At 58.2% G+C, this 21,948-nt stretch carries 24 protein-coding genes; 10 read left to right on the top strand and 14 right to left on the bottom strand.

What is annotated here, in order from left to right; all coding sequences use genetic code 11:
• Positions 1-227 precede the first annotated feature (227 nt).
• Positions 228-1,052 (bottom strand): CheR family methyltransferase, encoded by an 825-nt coding sequence (locus OKB77_RS03670; RefSeq protein WP_005350656.1) that lies wholly within the window; start codon positions 1,050-1,052, stop codon positions 228-230.
• A gap of 17 nt (positions 1,053-1,069) precedes the next feature.
• Complete coding sequence (locus tag OKB77_RS03665) at positions 1,070-1,981, bottom strand: chemotaxis protein CheV (protein ID WP_005334174.1); 912 nt, start codon at positions 1,979-1,981, stop codon at positions 1,070-1,072.
• Between the two features lie 144 nt (positions 1,982-2,125).
• Here OKB77_RS03665 and flgA point away from each other — a divergent pair, with 144 nt between their 5' ends.
• The 3 genes from flgA (at position 2,126) to OKB77_RS03650 (ending at position 3,634) form a co-directional block, all read left to right on the top strand.
• The gene (flgA, locus tag OKB77_RS03660; RefSeq protein WP_005334175.1) at positions 2,126-2,809 is read left to right on the top strand and encodes a flagellar basal body P-ring formation chaperone FlgA; all 684 of its coding nucleotides are present in this window, start codon (positions 2,126-2,128) and stop codon (positions 2,807-2,809) included.
• Between the two features lie 91 nt (positions 2,810-2,900).
• Entirely contained in the window at positions 2,901-3,221 is a 321-nt protein-coding gene (gene flgM / locus OKB77_RS03655) for a flagellar biosynthesis anti-sigma factor FlgM (protein ID WP_005334177.1), read from the top strand.
• Positions 3,218-3,634 carry a flagella synthesis protein FlgN gene (locus tag OKB77_RS03650; RefSeq protein WP_040066163.1) on the top strand — a complete coding sequence of 139 codons (417 nt, stop codon included), beginning with the start codon at positions 3,218-3,220 and terminating at the stop codon, positions 3,632-3,634. The genes flgM and OKB77_RS03650 overlap by 4 nt, the downstream gene beginning before the upstream one ends.
• 36 nt (positions 3,635-3,670) lie before the next feature.
• On the opposite strand, the gene yfcE is transcribed toward OKB77_RS03650, so the two are convergent.
• Positions 3,671-4,213 carry a phosphodiesterase gene (yfcE, locus tag OKB77_RS03645; RefSeq protein ID WP_270816938.1) on the bottom strand — a complete coding sequence of 181 codons (543 nt, stop codon included), beginning with the start codon at positions 4,211-4,213 and terminating at the stop codon, positions 3,671-3,673.
• A 10-nt stretch (positions 4,214-4,223) separates the two neighbouring features.
• Positions 4,224-5,861, bottom strand: coding sequence for a peptide ABC transporter substrate-binding protein (locus OKB77_RS03640; protein ID WP_270816937.1), 1,638 nt, complete (start codon positions 5,859-5,861; stop codon positions 4,224-4,226).
• Between the two features lie 156 nt (positions 5,862-6,017).
• Here OKB77_RS03640 and OKB77_RS03635 point away from each other — a divergent pair, with 156 nt between their 5' ends.
• The gene (locus OKB77_RS03635; protein ID WP_108542279.1) at positions 6,018-6,917 is read left to right on the top strand and encodes a DMT family transporter; all 900 of its coding nucleotides are present in this window, start codon (positions 6,018-6,020) and stop codon (positions 6,915-6,917) included.
• Positions 6,918-6,936: 19 nt separating this feature from the next.
• On the opposite strand, the gene rsuA is transcribed toward OKB77_RS03635, so the two are convergent.
• Positions 6,937-7,629, bottom strand: a complete 693-nt coding sequence (gene rsuA, locus OKB77_RS03630; RefSeq protein ID WP_069555270.1) for a 16S rRNA pseudouridine(516) synthase RsuA — start codon at positions 7,627-7,629, stop codon at positions 6,937-6,939.
• Between the two features lie 168 nt (positions 7,630-7,797).
• On the opposite strand from rsuA, the gene OKB77_RS03625 reads away from it, so the two are divergent.
• Entirely contained in the window at positions 7,798-8,997 is a 1,200-nt protein-coding gene (locus tag OKB77_RS03625; RefSeq protein WP_270816936.1) for an HD-GYP domain-containing protein, read from the top strand.
• A gap of 18 nt (positions 8,998-9,015) precedes the next feature.
• On the opposite strand, the gene OKB77_RS03620 is transcribed toward OKB77_RS03625, so the two are convergent.
• Both OKB77_RS03620 and fsa read right to left on the bottom strand, forming a co-directional pair.
• Entirely contained in the window at positions 9,016-9,195 is a 180-nt protein-coding gene (locus OKB77_RS03620) for a hypothetical protein (RefSeq protein ID WP_005344504.1), read from the bottom strand.
• Positions 9,196-9,327: 132 nt separating this feature from the next.
• Positions 9,328-9,981, bottom strand: coding sequence for a fructose-6-phosphate aldolase (fsa, locus tag OKB77_RS03615; protein WP_213389129.1), 654 nt, complete (start codon positions 9,979-9,981; stop codon positions 9,328-9,330).
• Positions 9,982-10,109: 128 nt separating this feature from the next.
• Between fsa and OKB77_RS03610 the strand changes: the two genes are divergently transcribed.
• The 4 genes from OKB77_RS03610 to OKB77_RS03595 all read left to right on the top strand — a co-directional run bounded on the left by OKB77_RS03610 (position 10,110) and on the right by OKB77_RS03595 (position 16,262).
• Positions 10,110-11,006 carry a glycyl-radical enzyme activating protein gene (locus tag OKB77_RS03610; RefSeq protein WP_159163280.1) on the top strand — a complete coding sequence of 299 codons (897 nt, stop codon included), beginning with the start codon at positions 10,110-10,112 and terminating at the stop codon, positions 11,004-11,006.
• Positions 11,007-11,010: 4 nt separating this feature from the next.
• Entirely contained in the window at positions 11,011-13,443 is a 2,433-nt protein-coding gene (locus OKB77_RS03605; protein WP_270816935.1) for a formate C-acetyltransferase/glycerol dehydratase family glycyl radical enzyme, read from the top strand.
• A 94-nt stretch (positions 13,444-13,537) separates the two neighbouring features.
• Positions 13,538-14,284: a DeoR/GlpR family DNA-binding transcription regulator gene (locus OKB77_RS03600; protein ID WP_149153217.1), complete on the top strand. Its 747-nt coding sequence runs from the start codon at positions 13,538-13,540 to the stop codon at positions 14,282-14,284.
• Between the two features lie 127 nt (positions 14,285-14,411).
• Positions 14,412-16,262 carry an extracellular solute-binding protein gene (locus OKB77_RS03595; RefSeq protein ID WP_270816934.1) on the top strand — a complete coding sequence of 617 codons (1,851 nt, stop codon included), beginning with the start codon at positions 14,412-14,414 and terminating at the stop codon, positions 16,260-16,262.
• Positions 16,263-16,356: 94 nt separating this feature from the next.
• On the opposite strand, the gene OKB77_RS03590 is transcribed toward OKB77_RS03595, so the two are convergent.
• A complete protein-coding gene (locus tag OKB77_RS03590; RefSeq protein ID WP_005334204.1) occupies positions 16,357-16,749 on the bottom strand; it encodes a DUF2750 domain-containing protein in 393 nt (130 codons plus the stop codon).
• Positions 16,750-16,908: 159 nt separating this feature from the next.
• Positions 16,909-17,457: a hypothetical protein gene (locus OKB77_RS03585; RefSeq protein ID WP_270816933.1), complete on the bottom strand. Its 549-nt coding sequence runs from the start codon at positions 17,455-17,457 to the stop codon at positions 16,909-16,911.
• 245 nt (positions 17,458-17,702) lie between these two features.
• Here OKB77_RS03585 and OKB77_RS03580 point away from each other — a divergent pair, with 245 nt between their 5' ends.
• Positions 17,703-17,951, top strand: a complete 249-nt coding sequence (locus OKB77_RS03580) for a TIGR02647 family protein (RefSeq protein WP_005334209.1) — start codon at positions 17,703-17,705, stop codon at positions 17,949-17,951.
• Here OKB77_RS03580 and OKB77_RS03575 read toward each other — a convergent pair.
• The 5 genes from OKB77_RS03575 to pdhA form a co-directional block, all read right to left on the bottom strand.
• The gene (locus OKB77_RS03575; RefSeq protein ID WP_167564980.1) at positions 17,938-18,243 is read right to left on the bottom strand and encodes a hypothetical protein; all 306 of its coding nucleotides are present in this window, start codon (positions 18,241-18,243) and stop codon (positions 17,938-17,940) included. The two genes, OKB77_RS03580 and OKB77_RS03575, sit on opposite strands and share 14 nt — an antisense overlap.
• A 90-nt stretch (positions 18,244-18,333) precedes the next feature.
• Entirely contained in the window at positions 18,334-18,543 is a 210-nt protein-coding gene (locus OKB77_RS03570) for a cold-shock protein (protein ID WP_005302803.1), read from the bottom strand.
• Between the two features lie 208 nt (positions 18,544-18,751).
• A complete protein-coding gene (locus OKB77_RS03565; RefSeq protein ID WP_270816932.1) occupies positions 18,752-19,852 on the bottom strand; it encodes a dihydrolipoamide acetyltransferase family protein in 1,101 nt (366 codons plus the stop codon).
• Entirely contained in the window at positions 19,849-20,835 is a 987-nt protein-coding gene (locus tag OKB77_RS03560) for an alpha-ketoacid dehydrogenase subunit beta (protein WP_021231077.1), read from the bottom strand. The genes OKB77_RS03565 and OKB77_RS03560 overlap by 4 nt, the downstream gene beginning before the upstream one ends.
• Positions 20,828-21,916: a pyruvate dehydrogenase (acetyl-transferring) E1 component subunit alpha gene (pdhA, locus tag OKB77_RS03555; protein WP_270816931.1), complete on the bottom strand. Its 1,089-nt coding sequence runs from the start codon at positions 21,914-21,916 to the stop codon at positions 20,828-20,830. Before pdhA ends, OKB77_RS03560 begins: the two co-directional genes overlap by 8 nt.
• Between the last annotated feature and the right edge of the window lie 32 nt (positions 21,917-21,948).

The raw sequence follows: 21,948 nt of genomic DNA, 5'->3' as shown, positions 1-21,948 counted from the left end.
GGTTTGGGTATGAGCACAGTTCAGACCAAAACGGCAGGAGCATCTCGTGCCTTGAGTCAGACGGCATCATTTGGCCACCTTAAGGTTTTAACCACTTTGCAGTGGCGAGATATGGTAGGTAAATAGAAAGACCGAGCAGTAGATAAAGAAAGAGGGAAGCTCGTAGCTTCCCTCTTTGCATGAACTGGCAATATCCGGTAAAACCCCGAATATCCTGGGCATCAGGCCTATTTGACCTTGTAGACAATCCCCGGATTACAGCGGATCATCTCAAACCGATCGGTCAACCCGGCCAGTGACTCCGACGCTCCCAGCATCAGATATCCACCGGGATTGAGACTGGCAGCAAACTGGTTGAGGATCTTCGATTTCACTTCCGGCGCAAAATAGATGAGCACGTTACGGCAAAAGATAATGTCAAACTTGCCGAGCAGACTATAACTCTCCAGCAAGTTGAGTGGCCGGAAGGTGGTCAATTTTCTGACTCGCTCGGCAACCCGCATCTTGTTGTCACCGTAAGGCTCAAAAAACATCTTCTTGCGCTCCGGTGACAAACCGCGTGCCAGAGCAAGGCTATCGTAAACGCCTTCCTTACACTGATTGAGCATGGTCGTCGAAATATCCGTCCCGACAATCTGCACGCCACCAGGCAAGGTCCCCGGCTTTTTCATCTGCTGCTCCAGTGCCGTCATGGCAATGGAATAGGGCTCCTGACCTGACGAGGATGCAGCCGACCAGATCTTGATGGGGCGGCCACTTTTCCCCAACTCGGGGAAAATCTTGTCAGTAAGAAGCTGAAACGGGTAAGTATCACGAAACCAGAGGGTCTCGTTGGTCGTCATGGCATCTACTACGGCCATTTTCAGGTCACGCTCTCGCACACTCATTGCACGGGTAACCAGATCAGACAGACTCTCGATGCCAAACTGAGCCATCAAAGGTGAAAGACGGCTCTTCACCAGATACTGTTTGTTATCCCCCAGCACAATTCCGCTCTGTACCGCCAGAAAGTTGCTGAACTGTTTGTATAAGTCGTCCGAAAGTGTCTTCATGCAGCTGTTCTTCTTTATTAGAGTGCGTTTTGTACGGCCTTGGCCAATTCATCAGGCTGGAACTTGGCGATAAAATTGTTCGCACCAACTTTCTGCACCATTGCCTGGTTGAATACTCCACTGAGCGAGGTATGCAGAATAACATGCAAATCCTTGAGATTGGGATTATTCCGGATCTCGGCAGTGAAGGTATAGCCATCCATTTCCGGCATTTCGATATCCGAAATAACCAGCGCAACCTGATCCTTGATAGGACCATTTTTGGTCATTTCCAGCAGCATGTTCAATGCCTCGCGGCCATCTTTTGCCAACACGCACTCGACACCGATAGCCTCAAGCGCACGTTGTACCTGTTTGCGTGCCACTGAGGAGTCATCCGCAACAAGAACAGGACGCCCCAGAGTCGGGTGGTCGACACTGGCCTGAACCAGCTCCTCACTCACATCCGTTGCAACCGGCGAAATTTCGTTCAATATCCGCTCAACATCAAGGATTTCGACCAGCTCGCCATCGACTTCAGTCACGGCTGTCATGTAGTTGATGCGACCCGCACCTTTGGGCGGAGGAAGGATGGATTCCCAGTTCATATTGATGATGCGCTCGACCGAATGCACCAGAAATCCCTGAATAGAGCGGTTGTACTCGGAGATGATAATGAAGCATTTGCTCAGGTCATCTATCGGGCGTTTGCCAACTGCCATGCTGAGATCGATGACCGAGATAGTCTGGCCACGAATATGTGCGACCCCGCGGATGCAGGAGTTCAATTTGGGCATCACGGTCAAGGGGGGACACTGCAACACTTCACGCACTTTGAATACGTTGATGCCAAATCTTTGACGTCCATTGAGGCGAAACAACAACAACTCCAGCCGGTTTTGCCCCACTAGCTGGGTACGTTGGTTGACCGAGTCCAGGATACTGGCCATAAACACTCCCTAAAAACGCTTGGCATTAATAATGCATGCGTGATGGATTGCGTCAGACTATCGATGTGACAACGAACAGATTCTGAAGCAATCATAGTTAAATATGGTGATATGCGTGAACAACTTATCGACCAACGAGCGAAAATGATTAACCGACTTTTACTCATCAGCCTCTTTTTTGGCAGCATATCTTCCAGCTACGCCTCGGACGTCACTACTTATCTACAAGAAAAGGCGCAAGAGTTCGTTTACAGCCAGCTGGATATTCCGTTGGATGCCAGAGCCGAGGTTACCTCTGCCACACTGGATGAACGGCTCCCACTGACCCGCTGCGAAGATCTACTCACTATCAGCTTACCAGCAAAAATGGAAATTCGCCGTAATACAACAGTTTACCTTAAATGTGAGGAAGAGAGGCCCTGGGACGTCTATCTCCCGGTGCGGGTCAGCATTCAAAAGCCCTATGTCACTGTGACCAACCCCATCGCCAAGGGGGACCTGCTGAGTGAAAGCCAGCTAGTGTTGGCCTATCAGGATCAGACCCTGATCCGCGGCGACTACCTGACTGACACAGCCCCTCTTGTCGGAGTACGCAGCAAGCGGGAGCTAAAACCTGGGCAACCCATCCGTTTGAGTCAGGTTTGTGTCGTGTGCAAAGGGGATCAGGTCACCCTGACGGCAGAAAATAGCAACTTCCAGATCAAAACCATGGCCCGAGCCTTGCAAGATGGCAGCTTCGGAGAGATCATCAAACTCGTCAATATTCGCTCCGGCAAAACCGTTGAGGGTAAAGTCAGTGCAGTAGGTGCCGTATCAGTCACTTTTTAAATCCGGATCCTTGACAACTTTTTTCTAAAGTTTTGATCTGCCGCACCGATAAACAGGTAAGCAAACCTTAAAGCAGACGAAGGTAACTAAAATGGCCATCAACAATATCAACAACTTGGCGAATAATCGGTTGCAAAATACCGCTAATAGCCAGGGGACAGGCAGCAAGTCAGTCACCTCATCGCCCGAAAACAAAGCGGCTACTGTCAAGCTGGACTCCGTCTCCTTGACCAGTGAGGCGCAACAATTGCAAAAGATGCAACAAAACCTCAATACCGCCTCGACAGGCAATGAGAGCAAGGTCGAACGGCTGAAAAAAGCCGTCGCGAGTGGCGAATATCAGGTTAACAGCGACGCGGTGGCCAAGAAGATGTTCAGTTTCGAGGCCAATCTGGACAAAGTTCTGGGATGATGGACTTACCTTCGTTACTGCACACCCAAGATGATTACCTCAGCCAGATGCAAGGCATTCTGGAAGAGGAGTTCAGCTTGCTCGAACAGCATCAGGCACTGGCCCTGCCCGCACTGACCGAGCGCAAACAGCAGTTGCTTGCTGCGATAGAAACTCTGGACAAGACACTGGCAGAGATGCCGGAACTGGCACTGCAGTTGGCAGCCTATCCCGACGAGATGGCACAGCTTCGTGCAAAACTGGATGCTTGCCAGGCACAAAATGATATCAACGGTCGCTTGCTTGAATTGAGCATCGTCTCAAACCGTCGTCTGGCAACCTTTCTGAGTCAGCTGCGCGATCGCAACAGCCTGACCTATGACGCCAAGGGCAACACTCGCTCTGGCACCCGCTCCTACGGTATCAAGGCCTGACATCTCTTATCAGGCCTTGCATTTTTGCACTCCGTTTTAACGCACCAGTCGCAACAACTCTCGCCCGTCCTCACACGCATTGACGCGCAGTACCCCGTCCTCATAGCTCCCGTAACTGGCAGGCAACTCGCCGCGCGGGAAACAGATCGACCCCGGGTTCATCAATACCCGCTCCCCCTGCCACTCCAGCACCGGCACATGGGTGTGACCGCTCAGGAACAGACTACCCGGCGGTAGCTGAACCTCGTCCGGGCGATAAAGATGGCCGTGGCTAACAAACCAGCGCCGCTCGTCGATCAGCAACTGGTTGTAGGGGGCGGTGATGGGAAAGCGCAACAGCATCTGATCTACTTCGGAATCACAATTGCCCCGCACCGCGATGATTTGCGGAGCCAACTCGTTGAGCCGATCGGCCACAGCGGCCGGGTTATACCCTTCCGGCAGAGGATTGCGCGGGCCATGGTTGAGCAGATCGCCGAGCAGCAGGTAGTGGTCGGGCTGCCAGGTGTCCAACCGTGACAGCACCTGATCCAGTGCCGTGATGCTGCCGTGAATGTCGGAAATAATGGCAAGTTTCATTAGGTGCTCCTTACAGCGGGCCGAAATAGAGATCCTTGGTGGCAATCGTCCCTTTCAAATTCTGGCTGGGCAGCCCTCGCAGCGCGGGATCGACCAGTCTCATCTGATTGTAATGATACACGGGGAGGATCGGCGCCTCCTCAAGCAGCAACTGTTCGGCATGCCGGTAGAGTTCAACCCGGCTCGCGCTGTCCAGCGTATTGGCAGCCTGCTCCAGCAACAGATCAAAGTCGGGATTGCAGTAGCCGCTCTCGTTGCGCAGATCCTGACAACGGAAGCTGCCCAGCATGGCTGATGGCTCCACGTAATCGCCAAACAGGAAGCTTCTGGCCACCTGGAAATCACCGCTATCCTTGGCCACCTGATAAGCTACCCACTCCAGACTGTTGAGGGTGACCTGTACCCCCAGCTTCTGCCACATGGCGGCAATGGCCATCGCCATCTGCTTGTGGGTTTCTGCGCTGTTGTAGGTAATGCTCAGCTTGAGTGGATTCGCACTGTTATACCCGGCCGCTGACAACAACGCTGCCGCTTTGGCTTGGCGGGTTGGCATATCTTCAAGCGCCACAGGCAATATCACCCGGGGGTAACCCGGCATCTCCGGCAACAGCGACCATGCCGCCTGTTCATCCTGCCCGCTCACCGATCCAATGAGCTGCTGTCGATCAACCGCCATGGAGAGCGCCTGACGCACCCGCACATCCTGCAGTTCGGGGCGCTTCAGATTGAACGCATAGAGATAGGTGCCAAACAGCGGCAAGCCCCACAGCCGCTCCGGAGATTCGCGCTTCATCTTCTGGTAATAGCCGAGGGAGACCTTGTTGGTGAGCTGGATTTCACCAGCCTCATAGCGCAGCCGTTCGGCATGTTGCGAAGTGATAGGCAGATAGGTGACCCGTCCGATACGGGTGTGAAGGTCATCCCAGTAGTGAATATTGCGCTCGGCTTCGATCCGCTCGTTTGGCGTCCAACTTGCCAGCCGGTAAGCACCATTGCTCACCAGCTTGCCGGGCTCGGTCCACTGCTTGCCAAATTTGGCTATCGCCTTCTGGTTGACTGGCACAAAGGGGCGCTGACTGATGAGTTGCAGGAAATAGGGAGCCGGCCGCTCCAGGGTGATTTTCAGGATCTGATCGCTTTGCGCTTCAATGCCCAGATTGCCGAGCTCCAGTGCGCCGGCATAGATGGATTGCGCATTGTTGATCCCCGTGGCCAGCAGCAATCCGGCAGAAGGAGAGTTGATGGCCGGATCGAGCAGACGGCGCCAGGCATAGACAAAATCAGCGGCCACCAGCGGCTCGCCATTAGACCACTTCAGTTGAGGGCGTAGGAAAAATCGCCACTCCAGCCCATCTTCACTCACCTCCCAGCGCTGGGCCTGAGCGGGGACGATATGCCCCTGCCCATCTTCGCTGACCAGCCCTTCAAACAGATCGACCAGCACGGCCTCCCCCGGAAAACCGGAGCGCACCAGCGCCGGATCCAGCGACTCCGGCTCGGCACCGTTGCCCTTTACCAAGGTTTGCCGATCGGCAAGCAAAGGCTGCTGCTCTACGGTGGTGGCATGGGCCAGGGGCCCAGCCAGCACGGCAAGCAATAGCGGGGAGAGCCAGCGTTGCGCCAGCTTGGGGAAGAAACCATACCTCATGACAAAACCTCGAATAACACCACTGCAGGAGGGGAAGGCCGACGGCGCGCCTGATGAATGCCTAATGCCGCTCTTGTTATCCCCGAAAACGCCCCGTATTGTATCGGGCTTGCCCGGGAGATGGAGTCTTTCGGGTTAATTTTTTCAGGAGTTTTTATGGGTTATGAGTGGCTGGCCCTCGCGTCGGCCAGTTTATGGGCAATTGCAGCGCTAATTTCGGTCAAACCGGCCCGTCATCTCGGCGCATTTGCCTACAGCCGCTGGCGCATGTTTCTGGTCAGCCTGATGCTCGGCACCATGAGTCTGCTCACCGGTGGCTGGCAAACCCTCACCGCAAGCGCCCTGCCTCTGCTCGCCATCTCGGGGCTGGTCGGCATCTTCGTGGGCGATACGGCGCTGTTTGCCTGCATGAACCGGTTGGGGCCAAGGCGCAGTGCCCTGCTCTTCTCCTGCCATGCGCTGTTTTCCGCCCTGCTTGGGCTATGGCTCTTTAATGAACAGCTGACGGGCTGGCGACTGCTGGGGGCCATGCTGGTCTTTGCCGGCGTGATGCTGGCAATCCTGTTTGGCAGACGCAGTAGCAGCAACGAGTGGGAGCAGATCCGTGGCAATCTGGCGCTGGGAATTGGCCTTGGCCTGACGGCGGCACTGTGTCAGAGCGTGGGAGCCATCATCGCCAAGCCGGTGATGATGAGTGGTGAGGTGGATGCGGTGAGTGCATCGGGTATCCGGATGGGCAGTGCCCTGCTGGCCCACTGCGTCCTTCGGCTGGGGCGCTTGCCGCTGGCCATGCCGCTCAAACCGGTCAATCGCCAGATCCTCGCCATGATTGCCACCAACGGTTTTCTGGCGATGGGGCTGGGGATGACGCTGATCCTAATGGCGTTGCGGCAGGGCGAGGTGGGCATGGTGGCCATTCTCTCCTCCACCACGCCGGTACTGCTGCTGCCGCTATTGTGGTGGCACTCGGGGGAGCGGCCATCCATTGCCGCCTGGGCGGGGGCACTGATTGCCACCCTGGGCACCGCGCTGGTGCTGGGCTTCAGCACTCACTGACACCCGGCACCATCCCAGATCAGAACAGGGCAATCTCCTCAACGGTCAGCTCGCGGTATTCACCGGGTGCCAACTCTTCATCCAGCGTCAGGCCGCCCACCCGCTCGCGATGCAAGCCAACGACCTTGTTGCCGATGGAGGCAAACATCCGCTTGACCTGATGGTACTTGCCTTCATGAATGGTCAGGCGGGCCTCGCACTCGCCTAGAATTTCCAGCTGGGCAGGACGAGTTTTATCGGTCTCGTTACGCAGGTAGACCCCTTCGGCGAACAGCGCGATCGCATCCGGGCTTACCGGATCGGCCAGCCAGACGTGATAGGTCTTGGCACACTCGTGACGCGGTGAGGTGATGCGGTGGGACCATTGACCATCGTCGGTCACCAGCACCAGACCCGTGGTATCGAGGTCGAGGCGACCCACTACGTGCAGCTTGCCCATCGCCGGTTCATCCATCAGGAAGAAGACGGTCGGGTGATCCGGATCCTCGTTGGAGCAGACATACCCTTCCGGCTTGTGCAGCATGAAATAGCGGTTGCGCTGCTCCAGCGTCAGCAGCACGCCGTCAAACTCGATCTGGCTCTGTTCATTGATATGAAAGGCGGGCTGCTTGACCACAATGCCATCCACCATGACCTCGCCCTGACGGATCAGTTTGCCTGCCAGCGAGCGGGTCAAATCGGAACAATCGCACAGAAATTTATCAAGCCGCATTCACAACCTCGGAGTCCAACAAGTAAAGGGGCGTCATTATATCGGGCGGGGGCGACAACGCCACTGTTAAGGGGTTGCCAATTATGACGAACTGGTCATCCGATGTTACACTTCTCCGGTGTGACCCATCCGAACGATACTCATAATAATAAGAGTCAGGAAGCCCTCATGAAGTCTCAAGCATCCTATCCCGTCATTCCCGTCAACCAGCTGAAACCCGGCATGTATGTCATTGCTATCGCCAGCCAGACAGGTGGGATGGAGATCGCCCAGATGGGCTTGGTGACCAGCGTGGCGCAAATTGCCAATCTGGTGCGTCAGGGGGTGCTCACGGTACGCATCGATCTGGCCCGCAGCAAGCTGGGCAGTGCCGAGAGTGACGCCGTTGCCTCCCCCGATCTCAATGCCAACAGCGCCCAGGTAGGGCGCCGTGCCAGTGCCAACGGCGAAGGACGGGAGCTTAAAATCCGCCGCCTCTATCAGGAAGCGCGCGAGCTGCAAGGCAAGTTCATTCGCCATCTCAAAGCGGGTGAACCCATCGACATCACCCCGCTGGCCGAAGTCGCCGAAGAGATGGTGGACACCATGTTCACCCACGGCGATGCCATGCTCTGTCTGGCCCGTATTCGCGCCAAGGATGCCTACCTGATGGAGCACTCCATGAACGTGGCCATTCTGCTGGCCAACTTCGGCCGCTATCTGGGACTGGAACGCAGCGTGCTCAAGGAGCTGACCCTGGGTGGCCTGCTGCACGACGTGGGCAAGATCATGACCCCGGACGAGGTGCTCCACAAACCGGGCAAGCTGACCGATGAGGAGTTCGCCATCATGCGTCAGCATGTGGTGCACAGTTACGAGATCCTCAGCAATACCCCTGGCATTACCCCCACCATGCTGGAGGTGGCCGCCAACCACCACGAGCGCCTCGATGGCTCCGGCTACCCGCAGCGACTCAAGGGGGAACAGCTCTCCCTCTATACCCGGATGAGCGGCATCGTCGATGTCTATGATGCCATCACTGCAGATCGGGTCTACAAAGCAGGTATGCAGCCGACCCAGGCCTTCCGCATTCTGCTCAAGGGGATCAATCAGCACTTTGATGCCGAACTGGTCACCAAGTTCATCAAGTGCATGGGAGTCTATCCGGTGGGAACCCTGGTACAGCTCTCAAACCAGCGCCTGGCTATCGTGATGCAGCGCAACGAGCAGCAGCCTCTCAAGCCGGTGGTCAAGGTGATCTATCACGCCACCCAGCGTCACTACCTCGACGTACAGTGGCTGGATCTGGCCAAGTCAGGGGTGCAGGAGAGCATCGAAAACACGGTCGACCCCAAAGAGTTTGGCATCAACCTCGCCAACTTCTTCTAAATCTCTCACCTCGGATATTCATGATTGGCGCTGGCTGTCGAGCCAGTGCCGGATCAGAAACTCCTCATCCAGCGGCGAGAGATCAAAACGCAGGCTGGCCTCTTCAATGGCGGCGATATCGTGCTGATGATGCTCGCTGAGCCAAAGCACCGCACGACGCAAATCTTCACCATGGGGGAGCAGCAGATGGTCGCTCATGGGATACCTCCGGTAGACTGCAGGGCGGCCAGCGAATGTAGCCACCTCTTTCCAGTCTAGTCGCTCAATCCCCATCACCCGCGCTTCTTCACCCTCCCCCTCTCAATCACGGCAATCAGCTTGTCACCGGGATCAGCGACCGAAGGCGCGCTGCCAATCCTGATCAAACTTCGCCAATGCCGCATCCACCGCAGGCACATTCAGCAACTGCTCGGCCACATCGAGCGGCAAGGTGATCGATTGGCAACCCGCCAGCAGGCAGTCAAGCGCCTGACGGGGAGTGCGGAATGACGCCGCCAGCACCTTGCTGTTCGGGACGTGCAGCGCAAGCAGCTGTTGCAGCTCCTGCACGGTGGCGATGCCATCGCCCCCCTGAGCATCCAGCCGGTTAACGTAGGGCGCGACATATTCCGCCCCCGCCACCGCCGCCAGCCAGCCCTGCAGCGGGGTATAGACAGCGGTGCCCAAGGTCGGCACACCGTTGGCTGTCAGGCTCTTGATGGCAGCCAGCCCTTCTGCGCACACCGGGATCTTGATCACCAGATCCGGGTCCAGCTCACGCAGAGCGAACGCCTCGCGCACCATCTCGGTTTCGGTTTTGGCCATCACCTGGGCAAACAGGCGCGCCTTGGGGCCCAGCACGTCGCGCAGGGCGGGCAGCAGCTCACAGAGCGGCAATCCCCCAGCGGCAGTAATGGAAGGATTGGTGGTGACACCGGCCAACGGCAGGATCCGTGACCAGCGACGCACTGCCGCCACATCGGCGGTATCGAGATACAGCTCCATCTCTAACTCCTTAACGGGATGTTCAATATGTCGCCATTCTAGCGATAAAACATCTGCAAATAGCTTGATCGAAATCAAATCAACTTTCGAATGAAAGCAAATAGAATGCAAATACAAAAGGAGGCGGTATGATTTTCGACCTGCAACGATATTCAACTCACGATGGCCCCGGCATTCGCACCCTGGTATTTCTCAAGGGGTGCTCGCTGGCCTGTCGCTGGTGTCAAAACCCGGAAAGCCGCTCTCCCAAGCCGGACATACTACTCGACCGGCGTCAGTGCATCGAGGGATGCCAGCTCTGCAGCCAGGCTTGTCCGGCAATCTTGCGTGACAGCGAGGGCATCCAGCTCAGGCGTTCTGCCCTCAAGGCCGATGATATGGAACGGCTGCGCGGCCTCTGCCCCAGCGAAGCGCTGCAGGTGTGCGGCCGGGATGAAACGCTGGACACCCTGATGGACACCATCCTGCGGGATCGCCCCTTCTTTGAGCGCAGCGGCGGTGGCGTCACCCTCTCCGGTGGCGAGCCGTTTATGCAGCCCGACTTTGCCGCGTCCCTGCTGGCCCGCTGCAAGGCCGAAGGGCTGCACACCGCGGTCGAGAGCTGCCTGCATGTGCCCTGGCATCAGATTGAGCCAAGCCTCCCCTCACTGGATCTGGTGCTGGCGGATCTCAAACACGTTGATAAAGAACGCTTCTTCCACTGGACCCGCGGCAAGGTGGAGCTGCCCATCGCTAACCTCAAACGCCTCGCCGAGCACGGCGTGCCGATGCAGATCCGGGTGCCGCTCATTCCCGGCTTCAATGCCGACCGCGCATCGATCAGCGCCATCACCGACACCGCTGCCAGCCTCGGCACGGTGCAGGAGATCCACTTCCTCCCCTACCACACCTTAGGCGTGGGCAAATATGCCCTGCTGGATCTGCCCTATCAGGCGCCAGAGACACCGCTCGAGGACCCCGATTTACTCCACTTTGCCCATGCATACGCCCAACGTCAGGGGCTGACCCCTGTGACCAGAGGATAAGATCATGACCCAGCTCGACCTCAATACCCTCAGCCCGCGGATCCGCGCCCACAAAGAGAGCCTGATCCACATCGTTCAGCCGCCGGTCTGCACCGAGCGTGCCCGCCACTACGCCGAGGCCTATCAGGCTCATCTCGCCCGGCCGCTGCCGGTGCGCCGCGCCCTGGCGCTGGCTCATCACCTCAAGGAGCGCACCATCTGGATCAAGCACGACGAGCTTATCGTCGGCAATCAGGCCAGTCAGGTACGGGCGGCCCCGCTCTTTCCCGAATACACGGTGAGCTGGATTGAGAAGGAGATCGACGAGCTGGCAGACCGTCCCGGCGCCAGTTTTGCAGTCAGCGAAACCGACAAGGAGATCATCCACGCCCTCACCCCCTTCTGGCGCGGCCAGACGGTGCAGGATCGCTGCTTCGGCCTCTTTACCGACGAGCAAAAAGCGCTGCTGGAGAGCGGCATCATCAAGGCCGAGGGCAACATGACCTCAGGGGATGCCCACCTCGCGGTCAACTATGAGGAGCTGCTCACGCTGGGTCTCGATGGCTTCAAGGCCAAGGTGGCCGAGCGCCGCAGTCGGCTGGATTTGGCGGATTGGACCGATCTGCAGCGCGAGCAGTTCCTGCACGCCGTCGCCATCACTCTGGATGCGGTCAGCGCTCACATCGGGCGCTACGCTGCCCTTGCCCGTGACATGGCAGCACAAGAATCTCGCCCCGAGCGCCGAAACGAGCTTGAGACCATCGCGCTCAACTGCGCCCACATCGCCCACCAGTCCCCCGAGACCTTCTGGCAGGCGCTGCAGCTCTGCTACTTTATCCAGCTCATCCTGCAGATCGAATCCAACGGTCACTCGGTGTCGTTTGGCCGGATGGATCAGTACCTCTACCCCTGGTATCGCCGCGAGGTGGAATTGTCGGAATCCCTGCCTCGGACGCACGCCATCGAACTGCTGCAAGGGTGCTGGCTCAAGTTGCTGGAGGTGAACAAGATCCGCTCCGGCACCCACTCCAAGGCCTCCGCCGGCAGCCCGCTCTATCAGAACGTCACCATCGGCGGCCAGAACTGGCGGGATGGTGCAGCCCATGACGCGGTCAATGGCCTCTCCTACGCGATTCTGGAGTCCTGCGGCCAGCTGCGATCCACCCAGCCCAACCTCTCGGTGCGCTACCATGCCGGGATGAGCGAGGATTTCCTCGACGCCTGCATTCAGGTGATCCGCTGCGGCTTTGGCATGCCCGCCTTCAACAACGACGAGGTGGTGATCCCCGAGTTCATCAAGCTCGGGGTGAGTGTGGAAGATGCCCACCACTACGCCGCCATCGGTTGCATCGAGACTGCTGTGCCCGGCAAGTGGGGCTACCGCTGCACCGGCATGAGCTTTATCAACTTCGCCCGCATCCTGCTGGCGGCGCTGGATGGCGGCCGCGATGCCACCACAGGCAAGGTATTCCTGCCCCAGCCCCAGTCGCTGCGAAACGGAAGTTTTGGCAACTTTGACGAGGTGATGGCCCGCTGGGATGAGCAGGTGCGCTACTTCACCCGCAAATCCATCGAGATCGACTGCGTGGTCGACAGCGTGCTGGAAGCTCAAGCCCACGACATCCTCTGCAGCACCCTGGTGGATGACTGCATCGAGCGCGGCAAAACCATCAAGGAGGGGGGCGCCGTCTATGACTGGGTCTCTGGTCTGCAGGTGGGGATCGCTAACCTCGGCAACAGTCTGGCAGCTCTGAAGAAACTGGTGTTCGAACAGAGGGTGGTGGATCAGCACGAGCTGGCTGCCGCCCTGGAGCAAGACTTTGCCGGGCTGGCGGGGGAGCAGCTGCGCCAGCGCCTCACCAATGCAGCCCCCAAATATGGCAACGATCTGGACGAGGTAGACATGCTGCTGGTACAGGCCTACCAGAGCTACATCGACGAGCTCAAGGGACTGCACAACACCCGCTTCGGCCGCGGCCCCATCGGCGGTACCTACTATGCCGGCACCTCCTCCATCTCCGCCAACGTGCCCTTCGGTGCCGCCACCATGGCCACCCCGGATGGTCGCCATGCCCGCACGCCGCTGGCGGAAGGGGCCAGCCCCTCCTCGGGGTCGGATCGTCTCGGCCCGACGGCAGTATTCAACTCCATCGGCAAGCTGCCCACGGCGGCCATCCTCGGCGGGGTGCTGCTCAACCAGAAGCTGAGTCCGGCGAGCCTTGAGAACGAGCGGGACAAGGCCAAGCTGATGAGCCTGCTGCGCACCTTCTTCGAGGTGCACAAGGGGTGGCACGTGCAGTACAACATCGTCTCGCGGGAGACCCTGCTGGCGGCCAAGGCCAATCCGGATCAGTACCGGGATCTGGTGGTACGGGTGGCGGGCTATTCAGCCTTCTTCACCGCCTTATCCCCGGATGCGCAAGATGATATCATCGCCCGCACCGAGCACAGTCTCTGACGGGGCGCACCCATGGCGCCAGTGACGTCATATGATTGGCAAGCCACCCCACGGGTGGCTTGCCGCTATCCACCACCTTGCATGTGAGCGCCCCATGAATCCACGCCACCAACTGATCCTCACTCTGGTCCATCAGGCTCGCAAGATGAGCGTGAGTGAACTCTCCCGACACACAGGTGTGTCTGAGGTGACGGTGCGCAACGACCTCACCGCGCTGGAGAAACAGGGATTGCTCAGACGGGTACACGGCTCGGCCATGGCGCTGGAGACCGATGACCCGGATGCCCGGATGAATATCAACTATCTGCTCAAGGAGCGCCTCGCCGAGCGGGCCGCCCAGCTGGTGGAAGATGGCGAGACGGTCTTTATCGAAGGGGGCAGCGCCAACGCCATGCTGGCGCGCCATCTGGCCCTGCACAAACGGGTCACCATCATCACCATCAGCAGCTATATCGCCCATCTGCTCAAAGATACCCAGGCTCAGGTGGTGCTGCTCGGCGGGCTTTTCCAGCATCAGAGCGAGAGCGTGGTGGGGCCGCTCACTCGCCTCTGCATCGAGCAGGTGCACTTCTCCAAGGCCTTTATCGGGGTCGACGGTTTTCATCCCGAGATGGGTTTTACCGGCCGCGACATGATGCGGGCCGATGTGGTCAACAGCGTGCTGGCCAAGGGGATGACCAATGTGGTGATCACCGACAGCAGCAAATTTGGCGCCATCCACCCGAGCCAGCTTGGCGCGCCGGGCCAGATCAACGTGCTGGTTACCGACGATGCCCTGCCCGCCCCCATGCGGGCAGCCATCGCGGCCAAGGGGATCACCCTGCACTGCGTTGCGGCCTAGGCCACCCGCTAATTCACGCTATTTCATTGACCTGACAGGATAAAATTTCCATGATGAGCCAGTCCCCATCGGGACTGACATCACCAGTGCGTGATCTGCAGGAAGCAGACTTCAGGAGAGCAAGGACATGCCATCGACCATCACCGCCGGGGAGCGCCGACTCTCCCCTATCATTCGCGCCACCGCCATCACCCTGGCCCTGTGCTGGAGCCCGTTTGGCTGGAGTGCCACGCTGCCCGCCGACTTGAAGTGGGAGAGCAACAACCAGGATCCTCTCTATGCCGATCCGGCCGCCAAGCGCGGCGGCACCTTTCGCACCTTTATGACCAGCTTCCCCCTTACCCTGCGCAAATATGGCCCCGACTCCAACGGCGGCTTTGCCGGTTACGTGCGGGAAACCAACCTGCCACTGCTGAGCACTCATCCCGTCACCGGCAACCCCATGCCGATGCTGGCAAACGAGTGGGCCTTCGGCGCCGACAACAAGACCCTCTATTTTCGCATCAATCCCAAGGCGCGCTGGTCAGACGGCCAGCCGGTCACCGCCGATGACTGGCTCTTTACCCTCAAGATGATGCGCAGCAAAGAGATCAACGACCCCTGGTACAACAACTACTACAGCACCCAGATAGCAGACATAACCAAGTTTGATGATCACACCTTGGCCATCACCAGCGGTACCGAAAAGAGCCGCCAGGATCTGCTCGAGTCACTGCCCATCAGCCCGGAGCCGAGCCACGCCATCAAGCTCACCGCCAACTGGGTCAAGGAGTACAACTGGAAGGTGTTGCCAGTCACCGGTCCTTATCAGATCGATCAGGTGAAAAAGGGTAAATCGGTCACCTTCAAGCGGATTGAAAACTGGTGGGGGGATGACGAGCGCTACTTCCAGCATCGCTTCAATCCTGCGCGGATCGAGATCAAGGTGCTAAGGGATCTGAACATCGCCTGGCAGCACTTCCTGCGCGGCGATCTCGACACCTTCCCGCTGGTGATGCCCAACTGGTGGCACGACAAGACCAAAACCGCGGAGTTCGAGAAGGGGTATATCGGGCGTACCTGGTTCTACAACCAGACCCCGCAATCGCCAATGGGGCTCTATCTCAACACCGCCGATCCGCTGCTGAATAATCGAGATGTGCGGCTCGGGATCCAGCATGCCCTCAACCTCGACAAGATGCTCACCACCCTGCTGCGGGGGGATTACCAGCGACTCAACAGTTATGGCTCAGGTCAGGGTGAGTTTACCAACAGCGAGCTCAAGGCCCGTCCGTTCGATCCCAAACTGGCACGGGAATACTTTGCCAAGGCAGGCTTTAACAAAGTGGGGCCGCAGGGGATTTTGCAAAACGACAAGGGGCAGTCACTGACCCTTGCCATCACCTACACCACCGCAGAGCATGCCCAGCGGCTCACGCTGTTGCGGGAGGAGGCTAAGAAGGCGGGGCTTAATCTGGAGCTAAACCTGATGGATGCCTCGGCCGGTTTCAAATCGATGCTGGAGAAAAAGCACCAGAGCGCCTGGATGGCCTGGGCTGGCAGCCGCTATCCCGCCTATTGGGAGTTCTTCCACAAGGTCAACGCCAACAAACCCCAGACCAACAACATCATGAACATCGATGATGACGCCATCACGGCCTTGGTGGAGCAGTATGACAAGGAGTTCGACTTTGCCAAAAAGGCGGCCCTGTCACGGCAGATCCAGCAGCGGCTCTATGAGCTGGCAAGCTTCGTCCCCGCCTATCAGGTGCCCTACACCCGGGAAGGGGCCTGGCGCTGGATCAAACTGCCAAAAGTACCAGCAACGCCCAAGAGCGAGCAGCTCTACTGGCCCCTCGGTGGCGACAACAGCGGTTACAGCTATGGCGGTCTGCTGTGGATCGATGAAGAGCTAAAAACCGAGACCAGGGCAGCCATCAAGAGTGGCAAGACCTTCCCGGCCGCGCCCATCATCGACACCACTTATCGCCAGCCCTGATTGCATCAGCCCATCGGCAAAAGTCCTTAAAACAAAAGACCCCGCCAGATAGCGGGGTCTTTGTTGGCAACCGGTGTTGCGAATAGCTCGGTGATCAGCCGCGTTTGGCCTGCTTCTCGGCAATGGCATCAGCCACGTCAGCCGGCTCCAGTACGATGCCTTCCTGATCCGGGGTCGGGAACACGGCAACACACAGCTCGTCCTGCTCCATACCGTCAACCCAGCGCTCCAGCCACACCTTCAGGGTGATGGACTGCGGCTTGCAATCGGCCCACTCACCTTCGGCCCACGCCTTGGCGTACTCCGGGTGCGGCCATACCGGGATGCAATCTTCATCGTCGGTGGTCAGCATCATGACGCCATGCTCGTCAGTCAGGACGAACAGCTCTTCATGCTCGACCAGCTTGCTGATGAAGTGATCGTAACGGTAATCAGCGTTCAGTTGCAGCGCGGCATTGCGCTCGGTGTCGCTCAGTTCATAGCTCATTGGCCAAGTCTCTCTCTCGATAAAGGGCGCCATGTTCACATCTTGTCGTCAGCTTGTCCAGCTTGCAGCCCCTTGGCACCGGATGGGGAGGGCAATGACGCCAATAAGGGTAGAGCAGCCTCCTCGATAACGAGACCGCCAGCTATCATGTTGCCCTTTTTACAACGCAGGGGTGATCAGCTCCACATCAGGCTGCTCGCTCAGCTTTTGCCGCAGCCAGTAGGCGGACTCCACCTCGACAAAGCAGAGCAGATCCCGGCCATTGGCCGCCATCGCCATCAGCTGCTCAAAACGCAGCTGTTGTTGCTGCTCCCAGGCGGCAGCAAGTTTGGCCCCGTGGGCTTCATCCACCACTTCACGACGTAGCTCGAACAGGTTATCGGTGATCGGGCTGTTGATCTTGGCGGCGGTGTGCCAGTACATCAGCAGGTTATCCATCATCTCGCTGTCGTAGTTGGCCAGCGCATCCAGCTCGGGTGTCTCACCGCTGTCGCTAGCGGCAAAATCACACCAGCCCGCATCGAGTGACGCCAGCTCATGAGCCCCCTTGGCATGCTTGCGCAACAGTGCAATGTCGGCCCCCTTGCGTGCAGGTAACCATACCTCGCCCTGATGGGCATCCAGCAGGGACGTCAACGAAGCAGCGGGGTAAACAGGAAAGCGGGTACAAAGTGAATGCAGCAGGGATACCAGAGTGATCTTGACCATGAGCGATACCTTGAACAGGGCGAACAGCCACCAATAGACCGTCCGATATAAAGAAGTGCCCTATCCTACCACGTTTGGTCCGGCTCGGCCCTTGGCGAAGCTGTCAGCCAACCATCTGATTACGCCGAAAAAAACAGCATTTGAAACGCAGCATCCAGCCAAAGATCAATAATTTGAGCCAGCGCCCACTAAAGTGGATCCGGGGATGTTAGTTTGCATACATCTTTAGCGTAAGGAGTAAATCCATGATTGGGATCGACCAGGTTTCTAACGAATTCGTGAACGATTTGAAAATACTGGCATGCTTTGATCCGGCCAACATGAGCCTGGGGATTAAATTACGCAGCGATATGTCTGAAGAGTTGTGCCAGGCGGCAGCCCGTCTGCATCAACAGGGGCTCATCAGCGCAGAAGATGGCGGCTATCTCACCCCATTTGGCATGACCATGGTTGAACACCTGCAACATCTGTTGGTCGCACTCAAACCGCTTTGACCGGCTGTGGTGCCCAGAGCGAAAAGTTGAGTAGCTCCCAGCGCTCCCCTTGGTGAAGATGACAGGCAAACAGCAAAGGACCTTCGGGTCCTTTTACTTTGCCATCCACCAGCCACTCCCCCTCCCTTTCAGGTACCAGTCGCGCATTTACCTCATCGGGTTGCAACGCAGCGCCCATCCGGACCTGGACAAATTGCTGGCAAATCACCTGCGCTTCCATCGCGGATTGAACCGGTACCGGCGCATCGGACGTCGGAGTCAAGGTGGCAGCAAGCAGGAGTGATAGCAGCATGATTCAGCACATAGGAATTAGTAGCAAAAGCCATATAAACAAAAAGCCGTGGCACCAGAGGTACCACGGCTTTCTTAAATTCTGTAAGAATTACAGAGCGGTTACGTTCTCAGCCTGCGGGCCTTTCTGACCTTGGGTCACAGAGAACTGTACGCGCTGACCTTCAGCCAGGGTACGGAAACCGTTACCTTGAATGGCGCTGAAGTGAACGAAAACGTCCGGGCCGTTTTCTTGCTGGATGAAGCCAAAACCTTTGGTTTCGTTGAAAAACTTAACGGTACCGGTGATCATGTTAGACATATCTTTTAAACCTGTATTCAAAATAATTACTTATGCTTTTCAGCGGGTAAAGCTCAAAAAACGGGATTAACTTATGAACAACAGGACAAGATGTGAAACATCGTATTCATTGACATAACTATCGCCCTTTCAAGCTGGTTTGGATTATACGTGGCTTTGTAGATTACGCAAACAAATTTGTGCCCTGCCAATGACAGGGCACAACCCCTTATAAGGTGGCTGCTTCCAACGCTTCGACCAGCGCTCTGAGAAAACGAGCCGCCTCCCCGCCAGTGCAGGCTCTGTGGTCAAATGTCATCGACAGCGGCAATGCCCTGACGGGACGCGCTTCACCGTGGATGAACACCACTTTTTCGAACAGTTTGCCTGCCCCTATGATGGCCACCTGCGGCGGCGTGACGATGGGGCTGGCATAACGCCCTGCAATGGCACCGAAGTTGGTGAGCGTAATGGTCGCCCCCTGCAACATCTCGCGCGGCACGGCGCGCGCCTTCACATCGGCGATCATCCGATCCAGCCCCTGCCGGATATCTGCCCCCTCCCGTTCGGCCACGTTCTCCATCACCGGCACATAAAGGCCATGCTTTGAATCCACCGCGATGGCTACATTGACCTCTTTGAACAGCCGCCGTGACAGGGTGTCACCATCAAACCAGGCATTCATCGAGGGCTCGGCGCGGCACGCCACGCCAATGGCCTTGATAAGGCGCACCGTCACATCCTCATCAGGCCGCCAGTGACGTAAATCCACCTCGTCGGTGATGCTGACCGGCACCACAGTCTGATGAGAGAGCTCCATCGCCTTGGCCATGGCCCGCCGCGACCCTTTGAGGAATTCGTTGCCACTGCTCTGCTGCGCCTCGAATGCCTGCTGTACATCCAGCTCGGTCACCATGCCGCCGCTGCCACTCCCCTTGATCCGCTCGATATCCAGACCCAGTTTTTGTGCCAGCAGGCGCACGGCAGGCATGGCTTGCACCAACGCGCCACCCGGGGCAATGGCTCCTACCACGAAGTGATCCTCGATATGTTGCTGATGGGCGCTCACCTTGCCCACCACTGTGCCATCATCTTCGCCCCCCTCGAACTCCACCAGTGGCGCACCGATATGGAGGATATCCCCCTCGGCGCCGCAGAGACGGGCAATCACCCCGGCTACCGGAGAGGGTACATCCACCAGCGCCTTGGCCGTTTCCACCGACAAGAGCACCTGATCGACCGCGACGGTATCACCGGCACTCACCTTCCATTCGACGATCTCGGCTTCGGCCAACCCTTCACCCAGATCCGGTAATTTGAAAAATTTCATAGCCACTGGTTCTCCATCAGCTGGTGAGCGGCATCGGCGATATCCTGCTCGGTGATGAGGTAATACGCCTCGTTACGATAGTAGGGGACGGCGGCATCCACCCCGGTCAACCGTTTGGGTGGCGCCTTGAGGCTGGGAAGTGCCTGCTCGGTCACCCGCGCCACAATTTCGGCCCCGACCCCGAAGCTGCCACACGCCTCGTGTACCACCAGTAAACGGCCGGTCTTGCGTACCGAGGTGAGGATGGTCTCCATATCCAGCGGCTTGATGGTGGCCAGATCCAGCACCTCGCACTGGATATCCTGCTCGGCCAACAGGTTCGCCGCCCGCATCACCTCCTGAATGCAGGCCCCCCAGGCCACTACCGTGATATCCCGGCCCGGTCGCAGGGTGAAACAGACATCCAGCGGCAGGCCGACACCGTCATCCACCACCTCGGATTTCATCGAGCGATAGATGCGGTCAGGTTCGAAAAACATCACGGGATCCGGATCACGGATGGCCGAGAGCAGCAAACCATAAGCGCGCCTCGGGCTGGAGGGGATCACCACCCGCAACCCCGGAATATGGGCAAACAGCGCCTCGACACTCTCGCTGTGGTGTTCCGGCGAGTGAATGCCAGCACCATACGGGGAGCGATAGACAAGGGGACAGGAGAGGCGGCCACGGGTGCGGTTTCGCATCCGCGCCGCCTGACAGATGATCTGCTCCATCCCGGGGAAGATGAAACCCTGAAACTGGAACTCAGCCACCGGCTTGAGCCCCTGGGTCGCCATGCCGACCGCCACCCCGGCGATCAATCCCTCGGCCAGCGGCGTGTCGATCACCCGCTTGAAACCGAACTTGTCGCGCAGGCCAACCGTGGCGCGAAACACCCCGCCGTTGACCCCCACATCCTCGCCCAACACCACCACATCCGGGTCGTGTTCCATCTCGTAGTGAAGGGCCATGTTGACCGCTTCCAGCAAACTGATCTCACTCATGGCCAACCTCCTGCTTCATCCCCTTGGCAATCACTCGCTCGCGCTGGGGCAAGAGTTCGGCGGGCAGGCTGGCGTAGTGATAATCGAGCATCGCCTCCGGTGGCTGGGGCGCCATCGCCTCATAACGGGCGACCGCCTGTTCTACCTCTCGGGCGGCGTCCGCCAGCAGGCTCTGCTCCTGCTCCTCATCCCACCAGCCCTGGCTGTGCATAAACTGGCGCAGCCGCTTGATCGGCTCTTTCGCCCAGGCGGCCTCGACCTCGGCCCCATCGCGATAGCGAGTGGCATCGTCGGCCGTGGTGTGATCGCCGAGACGATAACTGACCGCCTCGATCAGGGTCGGCCCCTTGCCGCTGCGGGCCCGCTCGACGGCACTGCGGGCGGCATCGTAGATCGCCACCACATCGTTGCCATCCACCTGCAGACTGCGCACCCCAGCGCCAATCCCCTTCTGGGCCAGCGTAGGAGCGCTCGATTGCAGTTTGCGTGGCACCGAGATGGCCCACTGGTTGTTGTTGACGATGATGACCATCGGCAGGTGCCAGACCCCAGCGCAGTTGAGCCCCTCCAGAAAATCCCCCTTGGAGGTGCCACCGTCGCCGATGGTGACTACAGCGACGCGCGGTTGATTACGCAGTTTGAAGGCAGAGGCAATACCGCATGCGTGGGTGATCTGGGTAGCGATGGGGACACAGATGGGGAGATCTTCAGAGGGAGTCCCATCGGGTTTGAGAAAATAACTGCCCCGCTCGTCACCGCCCCAATATTGCAGGTTTTTCTCCATCGGTACGCCCCGCACATAGAGGGTGGGCATGTCCCGATAGTAGGGGATGTAGACATCCTGCGGCTGCATGGCCAGACCAATGCCAATCCCCACGGCTTCTGCGCCGAGATGGGAGGGAAAAGTACCGAGTTTGCCGGTTCGTTGCAGCGCAATCGCTTTTTTGTCATAGCTGCGCACCATCACCATATTGCGGTAGAAGGTGTGCAGTATCGCCTTGTCCAGCCAGGTCGGTAAGGTGGCGACCGGGCACCCTTCCGCATCGAGGTAACGAAGGAAAGGGATGTCGACATGGGTCATAACTGGCTCCTTGCCGTTGTAGGCGTCACCGA

This window comes from Aeromonas sp. Y318-3 (assembly GCF_027706185.1).
GTDB lineage: Bacteria > Pseudomonadota > Gammaproteobacteria > Enterobacterales > Aeromonadaceae > Aeromonas > Aeromonas veronii.
The sequence above is the reverse complement of the archived record's forward strand: the minus strand, read 5'-3'. Positions and strand labels throughout refer to the sequence as shown.